The sequence below is a fragment of the Lapillicoccus sp. genome, from assembly GCF_046595215.1.
GTDB lineage: Bacteria > Actinomycetota > Actinomycetes > Actinomycetales > Dermatophilaceae > Lapillicoccus.
The window spans coordinates 1-16,588 of record NZ_JBKJPP010000071.1 but is presented as its reverse complement, the minus strand read 5'-3'; the positions used below and the strand labels follow the sequence as shown (position 1 = coordinate 16,588).

General features: G+C 69.9%; 13 protein-coding genes. 9 read left to right on the top strand and 4 right to left on the bottom strand.

Features of this window, described 5'->3' with window-relative positions; genetic code table 11:
* Positions 1 to 1,480 (top strand): hypothetical protein (locus tag ACLL9L_RS05960; protein WP_411283723.1); only part of this gene is annotated, 1,480 nt, incomplete at its 5' end.
* 167 nt (positions 1,481 to 1,647) lie between these two features.
* Here the strand turns inward: ACLL9L_RS05960 and ACLL9L_RS05955 are convergent.
* Positions 1,648 to 2,487: a class I SAM-dependent methyltransferase gene (locus tag ACLL9L_RS05955; protein ID WP_411283722.1), complete on the bottom strand. Its 840-nt coding sequence runs from the start codon at positions 2,485 to 2,487 to the stop codon at positions 1,648 to 1,650.
* Between the two features lie 132 nt (positions 2,488 to 2,619).
* Here ACLL9L_RS05955 and tdh point away from each other — a divergent pair, with 132 nt between their 5' ends.
* Positions 2,620 to 3,657: an L-threonine 3-dehydrogenase gene (gene tdh / locus ACLL9L_RS05950; protein WP_411283721.1), complete on the top strand. Its 1,038-nt coding sequence runs from the start codon at positions 2,620 to 2,622 to the stop codon at positions 3,655 to 3,657.
* 49 nt (positions 3,658 to 3,706) lie between these two features.
* Here the strand turns inward: tdh and ACLL9L_RS05945 are convergent, their stop codons facing one another.
* Positions 3,707 to 4,471 carry a maleylpyruvate isomerase N-terminal domain-containing protein gene (locus ACLL9L_RS05945; RefSeq protein ID WP_411283720.1) on the bottom strand — a complete coding sequence of 255 codons (765 nt, stop codon included), beginning with the start codon at positions 4,469 to 4,471 and terminating at the stop codon, positions 3,707 to 3,709.
* Between the two features lie 56 nt (positions 4,472 to 4,527).
* A complete protein-coding gene (locus ACLL9L_RS05940) occupies positions 4,528 to 5,190 on the bottom strand; it encodes a nucleotidyltransferase domain-containing protein (protein WP_411283719.1) in 663 nt (220 codons plus the stop codon).
* 89 nt (positions 5,191 to 5,279) lie between these two features.
* Here ACLL9L_RS05940 and ACLL9L_RS05935 point away from each other — a divergent pair, with 89 nt between their 5' ends.
* The 5 genes from ACLL9L_RS05935 (at position 5,280) to ACLL9L_RS05915 (ending at position 12,443) form a co-directional block, all read left to right on the top strand.
* Positions 5,280 to 6,467, top strand: coding sequence for a glycine C-acetyltransferase (locus tag ACLL9L_RS05935; protein WP_411283718.1), 1,188 nt, complete (start codon positions 5,280 to 5,282; stop codon positions 6,465 to 6,467).
* 355 nt (positions 6,468 to 6,822) lie between these two features.
* The gene (locus tag ACLL9L_RS05930; protein WP_411283717.1) at positions 6,823 to 8,430 is read left to right on the top strand and encodes a DUF4331 domain-containing protein; all 1,608 of its coding nucleotides are present in this window, start codon (positions 6,823 to 6,825) and stop codon (positions 8,428 to 8,430) included.
* Positions 8,431 to 8,557: 127 nt separating this feature from the next.
* The gene (locus tag ACLL9L_RS05925) at positions 8,558 to 9,346 is read left to right on the top strand and encodes a class F sortase (RefSeq protein ID WP_411283716.1); all 789 of its coding nucleotides are present in this window, start codon (positions 8,558 to 8,560) and stop codon (positions 9,344 to 9,346) included.
* A gap of 68 nt (positions 9,347 to 9,414) precedes the next feature.
* Positions 9,415 to 10,734, top strand: coding sequence for a tetratricopeptide repeat protein (locus tag ACLL9L_RS05920; RefSeq protein WP_411283715.1), 1,320 nt, complete (start codon positions 9,415 to 9,417; stop codon positions 10,732 to 10,734).
* The gene (locus tag ACLL9L_RS05915; RefSeq protein WP_411283714.1) at positions 10,731 to 12,443 is read left to right on the top strand and encodes a nickel/cobalt transporter; all 1,713 of its coding nucleotides are present in this window, start codon (positions 10,731 to 10,733) and stop codon (positions 12,441 to 12,443) included. Before ACLL9L_RS05920 ends, ACLL9L_RS05915 begins: the two co-directional genes overlap by 4 nt.
* On the opposite strand, the gene ACLL9L_RS05910 is transcribed toward ACLL9L_RS05915, so the two are convergent.
* Entirely contained in the window at positions 12,440 to 13,570 is a 1,131-nt protein-coding gene (locus tag ACLL9L_RS05910) for an LOG family protein (protein WP_411283713.1), read from the bottom strand. The two genes, ACLL9L_RS05915 and ACLL9L_RS05910, sit on opposite strands and share 4 nt — an antisense overlap.
* Positions 13,571 to 13,676: 106 nt before the next feature.
* Here ACLL9L_RS05910 and ACLL9L_RS05905 point away from each other — a divergent pair, with 106 nt between their 5' ends.
* A complete protein-coding gene (locus ACLL9L_RS05905; protein ID WP_411283712.1) occupies positions 13,677 to 15,581 on the top strand; it encodes an AMP-binding protein in 1,905 nt (634 codons plus the stop codon).
* A gap of 854 nt (positions 15,582 to 16,435) precedes the next feature.
* Positions 16,436 to 16,588 (top strand): mechanosensitive ion channel family protein (locus ACLL9L_RS05900; protein ID WP_411283724.1); only part of this gene is annotated, 153 nt, incomplete at its 3' end.

Here is a 16,588-nt window from a genome sequence, read left to right as displayed (position 1 = left end):
GGGTGGGCGTGGGATCTCGGATGCGCATTGGGCTGTGACCTCGGCGGTGTTGAGTGGGCGCTCGGTGCGTGAGCTGCCGACGGAGTGGATTGCGGAGGAGCTGGTCCTGATCGAGGCGGTTGAGCGGGTCAAGGCGTGGGCCGACTTCGAGGGGCTGGCCGCGTTGGCGCGTCTTCGGGAGGCTGTTGGTGAGCAGTGCGAGGCGCTGTACGACGACACGTCGTTCCTGCAGTGCGCGACGCCGAGCCGGGCGAGTGTCGGGCATGAGGCGGATGCCTGCGCGGTCGATGAGGTGGTCTCGGCGACGGGTCTGTCGGAGGGTGACGTCCAGCAGCGGTTGTGCCTGGCGCAGAACCTTGACGGGCGCAGCACGGTGATGTTGGGCATGTTGGCTCGCGGGGAGGTGGCCTTGTCCAGGTGCAAGCGGGTCCTGGAGGTGACGCGGTTGTGTGACCCGAGCGACGTGCGGGCGATCACGACCCGGGTCCTTGGCCCGTGCGCGGACGGCACGACGCGCTCGCATCAGTCCTTCACCCGTGAGCTGCGTCGTCAGGTGGTCCTGCACGAGCCTGATCTGGTGAAGGTCAAGGCGGATGCTGTTTCACGCCGGACCGCGTTCGGTGAGCTGCGGCAGGACGGGTCGGGGGTCCTGACCGTGACCGGCGACGGGGACCGCGTGGTGGCGGCCCTGGATCGGGTGGAGGAGATCGCCCGCACGCTGCGGTCTTCTGGTGACGAGCGCACGTTGGCGGCGCTGCGCTCGGACGTCGCGCTGGACCTGCTGATCTCCGGGTGGCCGGGTCAACACCTCGAGGGTGAGGCCACCGGTGGCAGCGGTGGGCCCGCGGCTACCGTCGCGCCCGCGGCTACCGGTGCCGGCGGTGGGCCGGCTGCTGCCGGTGGGCCGGGTGGGTGGGCGCGGGGGGTTCGGGCTTTCCCGCCGGGCCACGTCAACGTGGTCGTGTCGCTGTCGACGCTGTTGGGGTTGGACGACGCGGTAGCCGAGATCCCCGGCTGGGGTTTCATCACCGCCGTCAACGCTCGTCAGATCGCTCTCGCCGAGGGCTCGATCTGGCGCCGCCTCGTGACCGATCCGCTGACCGGTGCCGGTCTGGAGCTGTCGACCCAGCGGTACCGGCCGACGAGGGCCATGAGTGATCTTGTGGCGGCGTTGGACAGCATGTGCCGCGGTCCCGGTTGCACGGTGCCGGCGTTTCGGTGCGACAACGACCACGAGATCGCGTGGCCCAAGGGCTCGACGTCGATCGACAACCTCAACGCGAAGCACCGACGACATCACCACCACAAGACGCGTGGCACCTGGTCGAGCAGCATGGACGCCGAGGGGGTCGTGACCTGGAAGACGATGGGTGGGCGGACCTACATCAGCCGACGTCACAACTACGAGGATCCCGTCAACCTCCCGGTCACCGATGTCGAGCGGCAGGTCGCTGACGACCTCGAGCCCCCTCCGTTCTGACAGCAGATCGGATCTGACAGCACCTCGGGTAGTCGTCAGCGACTGGCCGCCCTGCTGACCCGTGCGCCACGCGCACAGCCGTCGTCCCCCACTGCGCACGGCCGTCGTCCCAGGCTCTGCACGGCCGTCGTCCCAGTCGGCAGGCACAGGAGTCGGGCGCCGTCGGGCTATCCGTGGCGGAATCCCAACGTGTAGCGCACGTCCTGAGCAAAGTGCAGCGACCCGTCGTCCGCGGCCAGGTCGGCCAACCGCCGCTGCGCCTCGTCCTTGATCGCCGGGCGTTCGCCCTCGGGGACGGCCGCCCAGAAGGCCCGCTGGCCCACGGACATCGAGAACCGGTACCAGTGCTCGGGGTCCGTGAAATGCACGCCGAGGTGTAGGTGGGTGGTGCGCACATCGGTATAGCCCGCGCGCTGGAGCAGCTCCTCGACCCCGTCGTCCGAGGCGAACGGCCCCGCCCGCCCGCTCGTGCGGGCATCGAGCATCTCCGCCGTCAGATAGGGCCGGAACACCTCCTCGACGTGGGCCCAGGCGGGGTCCTGGCCGGCGAAGGTCGAGATGCCGACCCGGCCCCCCGGACGCAGCAACGGCAGCCAGCGGCCCAGCGCCGCCAGGGGGTCGGGGAGGAAGAACACGACGAGCGATGAGGAGATGAGGTCGAGATCGGCGGGGTGGCCGTCGTCGGGCAGGACCGGTTCCTGGGCATCGAGCTCTCGCACCTCGACCTGGTCGAGACCTTCCGCCGCCGCGAGCTGGCGGCACTGGGCCACCATGTGGGGCGAGAGGTCCCCCCCCAGCGCGCGCCCGGTCGGGCCGACAGCCCGGGCGATCGGGAGCAGGGCCGCACCCCGGCCGCAGCCGAGGTCCAGGGCGTGCTCGCCGGGCTGCGGGGCGAGCGCGGACACCAAGCCCTCGGCGATGGGCGCGAAGAACTCGACGCCCACCTGGTCATACGTCTCGGCCAGGGCGTCGAAGAGCCCTCTCACCCGTCGTCGCTGCTCGTCCATGAGCCGATGATCCTCCCGGAAGGGGCCCGGTGTCGCCGCTTTGGGTGCACCTGTTCGTGGCGAGCAGGACGGTAGATTGACCGCGGCCGCAGCCCACCGTCGGGGGGACGGCACGAGGGGAGGACCACCACGGTGCGTGCGCTGACCAAGGTCTCGGCCGGACCCGGACTCGAGCTGGTCGAGCGGCCCGAGCCGACGGCCGGGCCGAATGATGTGAAGATCCGCGTCCTGCGGGCCGGTGTGTGCGGCACCGACCTGCATCTCGAGCACTGGGACGACTGGGCGGCCTCCACGGTCCGCGCCCCGCTCGTCATCGGCCACGAGTTCTTCGGCGAGGTCGTCGAGATCGGCGAGGACGTCGTCAGCTGTGGCGTCGGTGACCGCGTCTCGGGCGAGGGACACATCGTCTGCGGCACCTGTCGCAACTGCCGGGCGGGGCGGCGTCACGTGTGCATTCACACCCAGGGCGTCGGCGTCAACCGCGACGGCGCCTTCGCCGACTACGTCGTCATCCCGGCGAGCAACGTCTGGGTGCAGCCTGCCGACCTCGATCCTGACCTCGGGGCCATCTTCGACCCCCTCGGCAACGCCACACACACAGCGCTGCAGTGGTCGATGGTGGGTGAGGATGTCGTCATCACCGGCGCGGGTCCGATCGGCGTGATGGCGGCGGCGATCGCGCGTCACGCGGGTGCCCGCCACGTGGTCGTGACCGACCTCAGCGACTACCGGCTCGACCTCGCGCGGCGGGCGGGTGCCGACCTCGTGCTCAACGTGCGGCGGGCCTGCCTGGCAGACGCGCAGCGCCAGCTGGACATGAGGGAGGGCTTCGACATCGGGCTCGAGATGTCGGGCGTCCCGGCTGCTGTGGAGGACATGCTGGCCAACCTCAACCACGGCGCCCGGGTGGCCATGCTCGGCCTCCCCGCGGCGGCATACCCCATCGACTGGGCCCGGGTGATCACCCACATGATCACGCTCAAGGGGATCTACGGCCGGCAGATGTACGACACCTGGTACGCGATGAGCTCGATGCTCTCGAGCTCGGAGACGTTCCGCGCTGCCATCACCTCGGTCATCACCCACCGCTTCCCGGCCGAGAGCTGGGAGGAGGCCTTCGCCACGGCCCGCTCCGGGCAGTGCGGCAAGGTCGTCCTCGACTGGAGCTGACCCGCCAGCCCGTATGCCGGGTGTCCGGCTGGGCGTCGGGGTCCTGTCCTCAGCCGGTGAAGATCAGGGCCCGAAAGCGTTTGAGCAGTGCAGGATCCACGGCACTGCTGTCGACCGTGACCCGCCGGTAGAGCCACAGCAAGAGGTCGGAAGCGCTCGCCCTGACGGTTGACGCCTCGCCGTGGGCCCCGGTCGTCACCCGAACTGTCCCCGGCGTTGGGCCGTCGGTGACCAGCCACGCCGCGGCCGTGTCCGTGCACTGCAGGGCGAACCTGCCATCGAGAGCCGGCAGGGGCGGGTCCGCCGGATTGTCTCCTGACGAGACGGAGACGTGGAGGAACTCGTCGACGGCGTCGGCTGCAGGCACCGCGCCGATGGTGAGCGTGCCCCCCGCGGCGTTCACGGCGTCCCAGTGGTGGACCGCGATCTCCTGTACCTGGTGGCGGATGACGAAGGCCACGTCCCGGTGCGCCGGCGCCCAGGTCCAGACCCGGTCGCGGGGGACGGCGTCAGCAAGCACCCGGCACAGTCGCTCGGCCCCGGCGCGGAAGGTCGCGACGAGCCGGTCGTCGGGAACGCGCGCCGGTCGTCGGGCCGGGGCCGGCGGCTCGGCGAGACCTTCCTCGACGATGGTGGCCCAGAACCAGTGGACGTCGACGACGTGGGCCACGAGATCGGCGACGCTCCATCCGGGACAGTGCTCGACCGTGGCGTCGAGCCGGCCGTGCGCTGCCGACGCGAGCCCCGCACTGTGCTCGGTGATGGCGGCGACGCAGTCAACGTGTGAGAGAGCGTGTGCCTGGTCGGGAGCCATTCGGCGATCGTAGTCACCGGGACCAACGCCGCCGGGAGGGTTGCGGGCGGCCCGACTCAGAGACGGGTCAGCCACTCGTGGTGAGGGTGCTGGCGCTCCAGGAACGACCGCAGCCGGTCCCGCGCCGGGGCGTCGAGCAGAGGCAGGGCCGCCTCCAGGTCACGGTCGTCCTTCGGTCGCTTGAGCTTGGCCTTGATCGCCAGGACGAGGTCCGGAGCGAGGTAGCGGATGCCGTCGTCCGCGACCCAGGTGATCTCCTCCAGGGGTGCGGCGAACGAGGTCTCGCGCTTGTTGATCCACTGACCGTCCCGGTCCTCGGTCGCGAGCAGGTCGAGCCGCCACGGGGACCAGGCGTGCTCGCGGATCCAGACCTGCTCCGAACCCGCGTGGAGGTCGGGGAAGATGTCGGTCAGCGGGCGCAGCATCCCGCTGCCGACCGACCAGAGGTCGTAGCGATCGCCGAGCGCCTCGCGGAGCACGGCGAGGTCGCGCCGGAAGAAGCCGATGTCGAGGTCGTCGTGAGGACGCACCACACCGGTGAACGCCTCCACGGCATACCCGCCGCACACCCACCAGGGGCGCGGGAAGGCGGCGAGCACCGCGACCGCCTCCACCGGGGTCGGTGCCGCCCACGGTCCGAAGCGCCGCTCGAAGGCGATGTCCTCCTCACCACGGGCGTGGATGGCCGGGTCGATCGCCGAGTAGTCCCGCACCGTCATCAGCCGATCGTATGCCGGCCGAGCTGGCGCCTTAGGCGGCTACGGTCGTCGTGGGCCACCGTGGACGAGCGCGCGCGAGGAGACAGACGATGTATGGATCGGTCAAGGACGAGCTGGCGACGACGTTGCAGGAGATCCGTGACGCGGGGCTCTACAAGAACGAGCGCGAGCTGACCTCGCCGCAGTCCGCCCACGTGACCACCCGCAGGGCCGCGGCCCTCAACTTCTGCGCCAACAACTACCTCGGGCTGGCCGACCATCCCGACGTCGTGGCCGCGGCGAAGCAGGCGCTCGACGAGTGGGGTTTCGGGATGGCGTCGGTGCGCTTCATCTGCGGCACCCAGACGCTGCACACCGCGCTCGAGCGCAAGATCTCCGACCTGCTCGGGACGGAGGCGACGATCCTCTTCTCCTCGTGCTTCGACGCCAACGGGGGGGTGTTCGAGGTGCTGTTCGGCGCCGAGGACGCGATCATCTCGGACGAGCTCAACCATGCATCGATCATTGACGGGGTGCGGCTGTCCAAGGCCAAGCGGTTCCGCTACCGCAACGCGGACATGACCGACCTGCGCGCCCAGCTCGAGGCGGCGACGGGATGTCGGCGCACGGTCGTCGTCACCGACGGCGTGTTCTCGATGGACGGGTCCTTCGCGCCCCTCGACGAGATCTGTGACCTGGCAGACGAGTTCGGCGCGATGGTCCTCGTGGACGACTCGCACGCGGTGGGCTTCATCGGCAAGGGCGGTGGCGGCACCCCTGAGCTCTACGGCGTGCGTGATCGGGTCGACATCGTCACCGGCACCCTCGGCAAGGCTCTCGGGGGCGCCTCCGGCGGTTATGTCAGCTCGCACCAGGAGATCGTCGACCTGCTGCGACAGCGCTCCCGGCCCTACCTCTTCTCCAACTCGGTGGCGCCGGCGGTCGCGGCCGGGTCGATCGCGGCCCTCGACATGGTCGCCGGCTCGGGGGACTCGCGCGCGGTCCTGCGGCGCAACACCGACCTCTTCCGCTCGCTCATGACCGAGGCCGGATTCGAGTTGCTGCCCGGTTCCCACCCGATCACCCCGGTGATGTTCCCGGGGGAGGACGGCGCGCTCCGGGCCGCTGCCGTGGCCGAGCACATGCTCGAGCACGGCGTCTACGTCATCGCCTTCTCCCATCCCGTGGTGCCGCGGGGCAGGGCCCGGATCCGGGTCCAGCTCTCGGCGGCCCACTCCGAGGCGGACGTGCACGCCTGCGTTGACGCGTTCGTGGGAGCCCGGGCCGCCGGCACCTGACCCACCAGCCTTACGACAGTATTACGTTTCGGTCACCAAGAGGTCCAGCGCATCCCCTACCACGGAATGCAGGCAATTGGACGGCTGGAGCAAGACTTCAGGCTCGTTCTTGCCCATTATTTACTGTTCTTTGACGTTTCTTCCGCGCCCGGACGGCTAAGGTCTGACGTTGGTGACGTCCGAGCCATGAACGGCACCGATCCGCAACCAAGAACGACGCTGGCTGGGTATCTCTTGCTGTAATACTCATCCTTGTTCCAGCCGATTCCTTCAGCTTTGTCCCCTTGTGGAGCAGAGCCCGTGACTCGGACTTTTGTCAACTCCCATGATGTCCAAGACGAACGGGGCTTAACCCATGACCGCACGATCCCGAAGGAACCGACAGGCTGTTGCCAGTCGACGCTCCACCGTCCTGCGCAGCTCCACGGTCGCCCTCGCGGGCTCCGCGCTGGTGCTCGGATCTTCTGCCCTCCTGCTCGGCCCCGGCCAGAGCGCCGCGTCGAGCCACCGCGAGGCGCCCCTGACGGCAGCGGACCCGCAGGCCGACAACACGGACACCTACGCGTTCGTCAGCCCCGACAAGTCCAACACGGTGACGCTGATCGCCAACTGGATCCCGTTCGAGGAGCCGGCCGGCGGACCCAACTTCTATCCGTTCTCCACCGATGCCCACTACAACATCAAGCTGGACACCAACGGTGACTCCAAGCCGGACATCACCTACCAGTGGGTCTTCAAGACCCAGGACGACCGGGCCACCAAGACGTTCCTCTACAACAACGGTCCGGTGAAGTCGCTCAGCGACAAGACGTTGTTGTTCCGTCAGACCTACACGCTGAGCAAGATCGACGCGGCAGGCAAGGCGACGGTGCTGATCGACAACGCCCCCGTGGCTCCCTCGAACGTCGGAAAGGCGTCCATGCCGGACTACGGCGCGCTGCGCAAGCAGGCCGTCGTCCCGGTCCAGGGTGGCGGACAGGCCTTCGCCGGCCAGGCAGACGACCCGTTCTTCCTCGACCTGCGCGTCTTCGACCTGCTCTACGGCGCCAACCTGAAGGAGTCCGGCAAGGACACCCTCAACGGTTACAACGTCAACAGCGTGGCGCTGCAGATCCCGAAGACGGAACTGGGTCTGAGCGCCAACGACCCGGTGATCGGTGTGTGGAGCACCACGGACCGGCCGAGCATGCGCGTGCAGGCCGCCGATGGCACCCAGAAGTACAGCGGCGACTACGTCCAGGTCTCCCGACTGGGCAACCCGCTCGTCAACGAGATCGTCGTGCCGACCGGCCTGAAGGACGCCTTCAACGCCCTCCCGCCGGAGAAGGACCGGACGGTCCAGCCGGTGGTCGACAAGGTCACCACGCCTGAGGTGCCCATGTTGATCGAGAAGATCTACGGGATCAAGGCGCCTCCCACGCCGCGCAACGACCTGGTCGCGATCTTCCTGACCGGGCTCAAGGGCCTCAACCAGCCCGCGAACCCCACTCCGGCGGAGATGCTGCGTCTCAACACCTCGATCAAGCCCAGCAGCAGCCCGAACCGGCTCGGTGTGCTGGCCGGTGACAATGCCGGCTTCCCGAACGGGCGCCGGCTCGCCGACGATGTCGTCGACATCGAGCTTCAGGCCGTCGAGGGTGCGGTGAAGGTCGACAAGGCCGGCGCTCCCACGGGCGTGACCCTGGTCAAGCCGCTCGCGGCTGGTGACGGCGTGAACGCCAACGACGTCGCCTTCGGGACCTCGTTCCCGTACCTCGCCCTGCCGAACTCCGGCTCGGGTGCGGGTGCGGCATCACCTCGCGGTGCCATGAACACGGGAGCCGAGACCCCCGCGTCGGGCGACAACGCTGCCATGCTGCCGGGTGTCCTCGGTGGGTTCGCCGGGGTGCTCGCTGCCGGTGGAGGCTTCCTGCTCTACCGTCGTGAGCGTCGTCAGTCCGGTAAGGCTGTCAGCACCTCCTGACCCAACACGGAGCCGGAGTGGTCGGGCGCGAGCCCGACCGCTTCGGCTCCGGCGGTGGTGGTGAACGTGACGCTGGTGAACGTGACGCTGGTGAACGTGATGGTGTTGACATGAGAGCGTGGTAACCATGAAACGTCCCGACATTGCCGCTCTACTCGGCCGGAGCCGGGCCTACCGCACCGTGATGGTCGCCGGCGCCTCGCTGGCCCTCGTGGCATCGGGGATGGGTCTGCAGCACCTGATCGAGCGGCAGGATGCGGCCACGGCTGTGTCGTCTGCCACTGTCGATCCGCAGGCGGCCGATCCGCAGGCGGGCGATCCGCAGACCGGGAGCCATGTCGGCGGTGACGTCGCCCAGGCGGGAGCAGCGTCTCCGGCTCTGAACATTCCCGGCGCGGACCAGGTCGCCGCGAGCGTCGGGGCGGAACCGCCCCCACTCACCGCGAGCGACGAAAGCTCGGCGACGGCTACGGCCGTGCACATTCCGAGGCTCAACATCAACCAGGCACTCGTGGGCCTGCAGGTCCAGGCCGACCAGGTCCTCGGCGCGCCGACCCAGTTCAGCGACATCGGCTGGTGGAGCGACGGGCCTCGCCCCGGCGCCCAGGGGGCGACGATTATTGCCGGACACGTCACCAGCCGGGCCGGGCCGGCCGTCTTCGCCCGCCTCAAGGACCTGGTCGAGGGCGACCTGGTGGTCGTGGACCGCGCCGACAAGACATCCGCAACGTTCAAGGTCGTCGGGAAAACTACCTACCCACGCACGAACTACCCCGATCAGGTTGTCTACCGCACCGACGGGAAGCCCAGCGTCCACCTGATCACCTGCGATGGCACCTTCGACTCGGCCCTGGGAAAGTATCCGGACAACCTGGTGGTCTCCGCAGACCTGGTCTCCACCGGACCCACCGGGTGAGCACCCTCCAGGCACCTCGAAGTGAGAAACCTCCGCATGAGACGACCTCGCGGAGGAGACGCCCCTCGGTGCGGCAGATCGCGACAGTGATCGGCCTGTCGGTGCTCATGCTGACCTTCGGCGCGATTGCCGGCGGGGTCGGCCGCACCGGGTCCGACCCCGCGGTGAGCGGCGGGGTGGTTGCTCCCCCGGCCCAGGTCATCAACGGCGCCGATGCCACCAAGGCCGCAGCCGCGCTGCAGGACCGGTTGCGTGCGCTGCCCGATGACTGGTCGGCGTGGTCGTCGTTGGGTTCGCTCTACACCGTCCAGGCGAGGCTGACCGCTGACCCGTCCTACTACGGCAAGGCCGACGGCGCCTTCGCGACGTCGCTGCGGCTGCGCCCCGATGACAACACTGGGGCGATCACGGGGCAGGCAACACTCGCTGCGTCGCGACACGCGTTCGGCGAGGCCCTCCAGCTGACCCAGTCTGTGGACACCAAGGACCCGTATGCCGCGGGGAACCTCGGCATCATGGTCGACGCCCTGGTCGAGCTGGGCCGTTACCCGGAGGCATTCACCGCGTTGCAGCGGATGGTCGATCTCAAGCCTGGCGTGGCGTCCTACTCGCGGGTCTCCTACTCATATGAGCTGCGCGGGGACAACGCCGGGGCGAAGTTCGCCCTCGAGCGCGCGCTCGCGGTGGCGCAGAGCCCGGGGGATATCGCGTTCGCGCAGCAGTACCTGGGCGAGCTCGCGTTCAACAGCGGCGACCTCGCCACCGCCGAGCAGCACTTCGCCGCAGGGCTCGAGCGCAACCCGAGCTATGTCCCGCTACTCGCGGGTCGCGCGCGCGTCGAAGCCGCTCAGGGGCGCACGGGCGAGGCGATCACCGACTGGCAGGAGGTCACGTCGCGCCTGCCTCAGCCGATCTACCTGATCGAATATGCCGACCTGCTCACGTCGGTGAACCGCACCCAGGAGGCTGCGGCGCAGCTCGCCCTGATCGAGGCGAGCGCCAAGCTCTTCCGGGCCCAGGGCGCCAACGTCGACCTCGAGCTGTCCCTCTTCGACGCCGACAACGGGCGCGCGCCGCGGGCCCTGAGTGCTGCCCAGGCGCAGATCGACCAGCGAAACAGTGTCCACGTCGAGGACGCCTACGCGTGGGCCCTGCATGCCTCGGGGCGGGACGCCGAGGCGCTGCCGCATGCCGTTGCCGCAGACCGTCTGGGGATGAAGAACGCCCTGTTCGCCTACCACCGCGGGATGATCGAGAAGTCCCTCGATCGCGACGCCGAGGCGAAGGTCTCGCTGGAGAAGTCCCTGGCGATCAACCCCTACTTCTCTCCCGTCCAGGCGCCCCTGGCCAAGGCGGCGCTGGCCGAGCTGCAGAAGAAGGCCCCGTGAGGCTGCCAGGCGGCGGGCACCGGCGGGTCCGCGCGCTCGCCGTCAGCCTCATGATGATGGCCGGCTTCGCACTGGTGTCGGCGCCAGCGGCTTCCGCCCACCCCCTCGGCAACTTCACCGTGAACTACTACAGCGGCATCCATGTCGGGCCCACGACGATCGACATCGATGTCGTCGTGGATCGTGCAGAGATCCCCACGCTCCAGGCGTTCCCGGACGCTGCGTCCGGGCAGCAGCCGGCCGGGGCCGACGCCTGGCGGGTGAAGGAGTGTGCGAATCTCGCCGCGGCAGCACAGATCCGGGTTACTGACCAGGTGCAGGCCCTCGGCGTGACGGGGAGTCGGCTCCAGCTGCTGCCCGGGGCCGCGGGGCTGGCGACCAGCAGGCTCGAGTGCACGCTGCGCGTTCCCGCCACCGGCGCGTCCCTCGTGGGCCGGACGGTGTCCTACCAGGCTGCGCCCACAGGAGGCCGTGTCGGCTGGCACGAGGTGACCGCGGTCGGGGACGGCGTTGCCCTGTCCGGCAGTGACGTGCCGACGGTCAGCCCATCGAAGGAGCTGAGCGCCTACCCCCAGGATCTCCTGACGTCTCCGCTGGACCAGAGATCCGCGGCGTTCACGGTCGTGGCCGGCGCCGGTGAGGTGACGAGGTCGGGCCCGTCCGCACTGCTGCCCAACACCCCGTTTCGCGGACTGGACCAGATCACCACGGCCTACACCGACCTGGTCTCCCGCGCCGACCTGACGCCGGGGTTCGCCGTGCTGGCGGTGCTGTTGTCGATCCTCCTGGGCGCGCTGCACGCCTTCGCCCCGGGTCACGGCAAGACGCTGATGGCCGCCTACCTGGTGGGGCGCAGTGGCACCTGGCGCCAGGCCGCGGTGATCGGCGTCTCGGTCACGGTGACCCACACGATCGGGGTCCTCCTGCTCGGGGTGGCCCTGACGGCGGCCGTCCTGGTCGCCCCCGAGCAGGCCTACCCGTGGCTGGGCCTGATCAGCGGGGTCCTGCTCACCGGCATCGGCATCAGCCTGCTGCGCAGCGCACGGTCGGGCCACGTGCACGGCCCCGGAGGTCACACCCACGGTCCAGCCGGTCACACGCACGGGCCCGCCGGTGACACCCACGAGTCATCCCGTGACGCCCCGGGCAGTCACCAGGACGCAGAGGTCCTGGCACTGGCGACCCCCCAGGCGGCCCAGCGCCCTCACGGGCTCACGGTCACCACCGAACCGCAGCCGGCCGATCACGACCACGGGCACGACCATGACCATGACCATGACCATGACCATGACCGCGGGCACGACCATGACCATGACCGCGGGCACGACCATGACCACGCGACACCTCCCACGAGGCGCTTGTTCTCCAACGGACGGCTCGCCGCGGTGGGACTGGTCGGCGGCATGGTGCCCAGCCCCTCGGCCCTGCTGGTGCTCCTGGGCGGGATCGCCCTGGGACGAGCGTGGTTCGGTGCTGTCCTGGTGTTGTTCTACGGCATCGGCATGGCTGCAGCGCTCGTGGGGACGGGTCTGCTGCTCGTCGCCGCACGAGACCGCTTCGAGCGGTGGAACGCGCTGCGGGTAGGACAGCTGGCGCTGCCCGGTCAGGCGCTGGTGCTGCGCTGGTCCCGGCGGCTCCCGCTGCTGACCGCCATCATCGTCATCCTCGTCGGCCTCTGGATTGCCGTCCGCTCGCTCGGCACCCTCTAGGAACCCGCGCTCCCCAGAGGTCGGTGCTCTCCACAGACGAGGGCGATGGCCGCCTCGATGGTGTCGACCAGGTGAAGGGCGTCACCCATGGCCCGGCCGGCTCCCAGGGCCCCGAGCAGCTGGGCGGTCGGCAGGACTGTGGTCCAGTGGTGTCTCCCGACGAGGACGAGCGGCGGCGGGGCCGCCTCCTCCGGTGCGTAGTAGAGCCGGGTCGCGAGCTGGAAGATCTCCTGCACCGTGCCGGCAGCCCCCGGGAGCACGACGACTCCGGCGTTGCACCGGGTCAGCAGGCCGTCCTCCCTGACGGCGTTGGAGAAGTACTTCGCAATGCCCTCGGCGAAGACGTTGGGTGGCTCGTGCCCGTAGAACCACGTCGGGATCCCGAGCGACCGTGGCCTGGGCGTGCCGGCCGGCCCGAACGACTCGAGCACCTGGAACGCCACGCGTGCCCACGCCCCGACGTCCGGTCGGAAGGACGGGACCTGCGCCAGGGTCACCAGGGCCGCCGTCAGGGCCGAGCTGGAGGGGGCGACCGCCCCGAGGTTGGCCGCCTCCATGGCCCCGGGACCGCCGCCCGTCGCGACGAGGAACCCTGCCGCGGCGAGGTCGCGGCCGAGGTGAGCCGACGCGGCATACCCAGCCGTTCCGCGGTCGGCTGCGTGCCCGCCCATCACGCCGACGACCTGCCGGCCCTCGACCCACTCCGACAGGGCGTCGCTCATCGAGTCGTCGTGGATGGCCCGCAGGAGCGTCGCGTAGGCGTCGCGCGAGAGTCGGGCATCCCTGGACCAGGCGTAGGCCCGGGAGTCGACCGTGTCGGCGTACCCGCCAGGTCCACTCAGCCCGGCATACAGCTCGGGTCCGGTGTAGAGGTGCGCCCGGAAGACGTCGACCGGCGCGGTGTCGTTGCGCGCGAAGACGACCGCTCCGTGCGCCTGCAGGTGGGCGACGAGGGTGCGCGACACGTGACCCCCGAGTACCACGAGGCCGTCGACGTCCGCGCGGCGCAGCAGCTGCGGCTCGACGGGGCCCAGGTCGAGGTCCTGCAGTCGCAGGCCGGTCAGCGGCCGACCCTCGACCAGCCAGGTGCGCAACTGCGCCAGCGACGAGATCTCCACAAGTCGCATGCTGTCAGATGGCGCCGGACCACTCGGCGCACTCCGTGAGGTCCCCGGCGCACGTCGCCCCCCCTGGCTCTGGTCAGGGCGGCCCGGCTGCGGCAGGCTCAGGTCCATGAGCGACCCCGGCGCCTACGCGCGCACCTACGCCCGCAGCCTGGCGGACCCCCAGGCCTTCTGGTCGGAGGCGGCTGAGCTGATCGACTGGATCGTGCCGCCCACCGATGTTCTCGACGACAGCAGGCCTCCCTTCTACCGCTGGTTCCCGGGCGCCACGCTCAACACCTGCTTCAACGCCCTCGACCGACACGTCGGGGCCGGCCGGGGCGAGCAGGTCGCGATCCACTACGACTCGCCCGTCACGAGCACCCAACGCTCGATCACGTATGCCGGGTTGCTCGCCGACGTGCGGCGCCTCGCCGGCGCGCTGGTGGGGGAGGGCGTGGTCAAGGGGGACCGGGTCCTGATCTACCTCCCGATGGTGCCCGAGGCCGTCGTCGCGATGCTCGCGTGCGCCCGGATCGGGGCCGTGCACTCCGTGGTCTTCGGCGGGTTTGCTCCTGCAGAGCTGGCCGCCCGGATCGACGACGCGAAACCGAAGGTGATCCTGTCGGCGTCCTGCGGCGTCGAGCCGACCCGGGTCGTGGACTACAAGCCGTTCCTGGACGCGGCGATCGCGCGCGCCTCACACGAGCCCGGCCGCTGCGTCATCCTCCAACGCGAGCAGGGCCCCGCCGAGCTCGGCGAGCGGGACGTCGACTGGCGCGACTTCGTCTCCAGCGCCGCCGCCGAGGCCGGCGCCGACTGCGTCGAGGTCGCCGCGACCGACCCGCTCTACATCCTCTACACCTCCGGCACGACCGGGAAGCCCAAGGGCGTGGTCCGCGACAACGGCGGCCACGCCGTCGCCCTGCGATGGTCCATGGAGAACATCTTCGACGTCCACCCGGGGGAGACGTGGTTCACCGCGAGTGACGTCGGGTGGGTCGTGGGCCACTCCTACATCGTCTACGCGCCACTGCTGACGGGCTGCAGCAGCGTTCTCTATGAGGGGAAGCCGGTCGGCACTCCCGATGCCGGGGCATTCTTCAGGGTGATCGCCGAGCACCGTGCGGTGTCGATGTTCACGGCACCCACGGCATACCGGGCGATCAAGAAGGACGACCCGGCGGGCACCAGGATGGGTGAGCACGACCTCTCCTGCCTGCGCACCCTCTTCCTCGCCGGAGAGCGACTGGACCCCGACACGTGGAAGTGGGCCGGCGACCGGCTCGGCGTCCCGGTGATCGACAACTGGTGGCAGACCGAGACGGGGTGGCCGATCGCGGCCAGCCCCCGCGGCATCGAGGACCTGGCGATCAAGCCGGGGTCGCCGTCCCTGCCGGTCCCGGGGTATGCCGTGCGGATCCTCGACGAGCGCGGCGCCGAGGTGCCGGCCGGCACGGAGGGGGCGATCTGCCTCCGGCTGCCGATGCCCCCCGGGACGCTGCCGACCCTCTGGCAGGATGACCAGCGCTACGTCGCGTCCTACCTGTCGGCCTTCGACGGCTACTACCTCACCGGGGACGGCGGCTATCTCGACGAGGACGGCTACCTCTTCGTCATGGGACGCACCGACGACGTGCTCAACGTCGCCGGGCACCGGCTGTCGACCGGCTCGATCGAGGCGGCGCTGGCCGGTCACGAGGCCGTCGCCGAGTGTGCCGTGATCGGTGTCATGGACGAGCTCAAGGGGCAGGTCCCGCGCGCCCTGGTGGTGCTCAAGTCCGGCGTCGACGGCGACGTCGACGGCGACCGGATCCGGGCCGAGCTCGTGGCTCGGGTGCGCTCGGAGGTCGGGGCCGTCGCGGCCCTGCGCCAGGTCGACATCGTTGCCGCGCTGCCCAAGACCCGCTCGGGCAAGATCCTGCGCAAGACGATGCGCGAGATCGCTGATGGCGGCTCGCCCCCGACCCCACCGACGATCGAGGACGTCTCAGTGCTCACCGCGCTCGGCCCGGTGCTCCGCCCCGGCAGCTGAGCGCGCCCAGGGAGCCGGCGCGCTGATCACGGACATTGACCGAGGGGTTGGCGTGATCCCCTGTCTGCGGGTGTCTCCTTGTGCAGCGTCGATGCAGATGGGGGTGAGCAGTCTTCGGCCTGCGCCTTCTTGAAGGGTTGCCCCGGACCTCGGCAACCCACTCAGTTGCTCACACCTGCGTCGGAGGTCCACCGCCATGGGGGCTCTACCCGCCCAGGTTCGTGATGCGGTCGTCGCGCCCACCAGTCCGTCGCTCGCTAGGGCCTGCTGCGGTCCGGCGCACGGACGATGCTGGACGGTCGGGGAGGGGGACTGGCCACCGTTCGCCGTGGTGTTGGACGTCGCCCGGCAACGGGTCTGCTACCGGTTGGTCCACCACCCCCGAACCCGTCCTCCCGCCCGCGACCACCAGGGCCACCACCCCTATAGGCCCGTGCTGAACAGCTCCGTGAGGGGTGTCGCAGCGCAGGTCGGGGTACCGCCTGCGTAGGGGGCGTTGTTGCCTCTCTCGCATGACCTTGGCCGTCCTGCTCGGCTGTGTCACCCCAGACCCCGGTGGCTCATCAGGAACGATGTGAACGGGGAATGAGATGTCACCAGTCCTTGCCGGTAGCGGCGGAGCCAGGGGGCCTGCGACGTCGTGTGGCGGCCACTCCGGCCCGGGCCGTGCTGGCGGTTGGACCGACGCGGGAGGTGTGTGGCGGGCCGCTGACCCCGTCGTCTTCCGGTCGTCACCTCGTGCTGGTCCCCCGGCGCCGCGCGAGGGGGTGGCGGCCTCCACTGACCGGCTGATCCTGCTTGCTGGCGGGCGCTGACCCGCGTCCGTTCACTCCATCCCCTCAGGGAGGTCCACCATGGAAGACGCACTCAAGAACGCACTGACCGCGGTCGTCACGTTCGTGCCCAAGCTGATCGGGTTCATCCTGATCCTGCTCATCGGCCTGTTCATCGCCAAGCTGATCGCCAAGGCCATCGGGAAGGTCCTGGAGAAGGTCGGCTTCGACAAG

Excerpts from the sequence above, each read along its gene's own strand:
- ACLL9L_RS05945 (WP_411283720.1), bottom strand. The coding sequence starts at position 4,471 with ATGGCTCCCGACCAGGCACACGCTCTCTCACACGTTGACTGCGTCGCC.
- ACLL9L_RS05955 (WP_411283722.1), bottom strand. The coding sequence starts at position 2,487 with ATGGACGAGCAGCGACGACGGGTGAGAGGGCTCTTCGACGCCCTGGCC.
- ACLL9L_RS05935 (WP_411283718.1), top strand. The coding sequence starts at position 5,280 with ATGTATGGATCGGTCAAGGACGAGCTGGCGACGACGTTGCAGGAGATC.
- ACLL9L_RS05910 (WP_411283713.1), bottom strand. The coding sequence starts at position 13,570 with ATGCGACTTGTGGAGATCTCGTCGCTGGCGCAGTTGCGCACCTGGCTG.
- ACLL9L_RS05940 (WP_411283719.1), bottom strand. The coding sequence starts at position 5,190 with ATGACGGTGCGGGACTACTCGGCGATCGACCCGGCCATCCACGCCCGT.
- ACLL9L_RS05925 (WP_411283716.1), top strand. The coding sequence starts at position 8,558 with ATGAAACGTCCCGACATTGCCGCTCTACTCGGCCGGAGCCGGGCCTAC.
- ACLL9L_RS05905 (WP_411283712.1), top strand. The coding sequence starts at position 13,677 with ATGAGCGACCCCGGCGCCTACGCGCGCACCTACGCCCGCAGCCTGGCG.
- ACLL9L_RS05930 (WP_411283717.1), top strand. The coding sequence starts at position 6,823 with ATGACCGCACGATCCCGAAGGAACCGACAGGCTGTTGCCAGTCGACGC.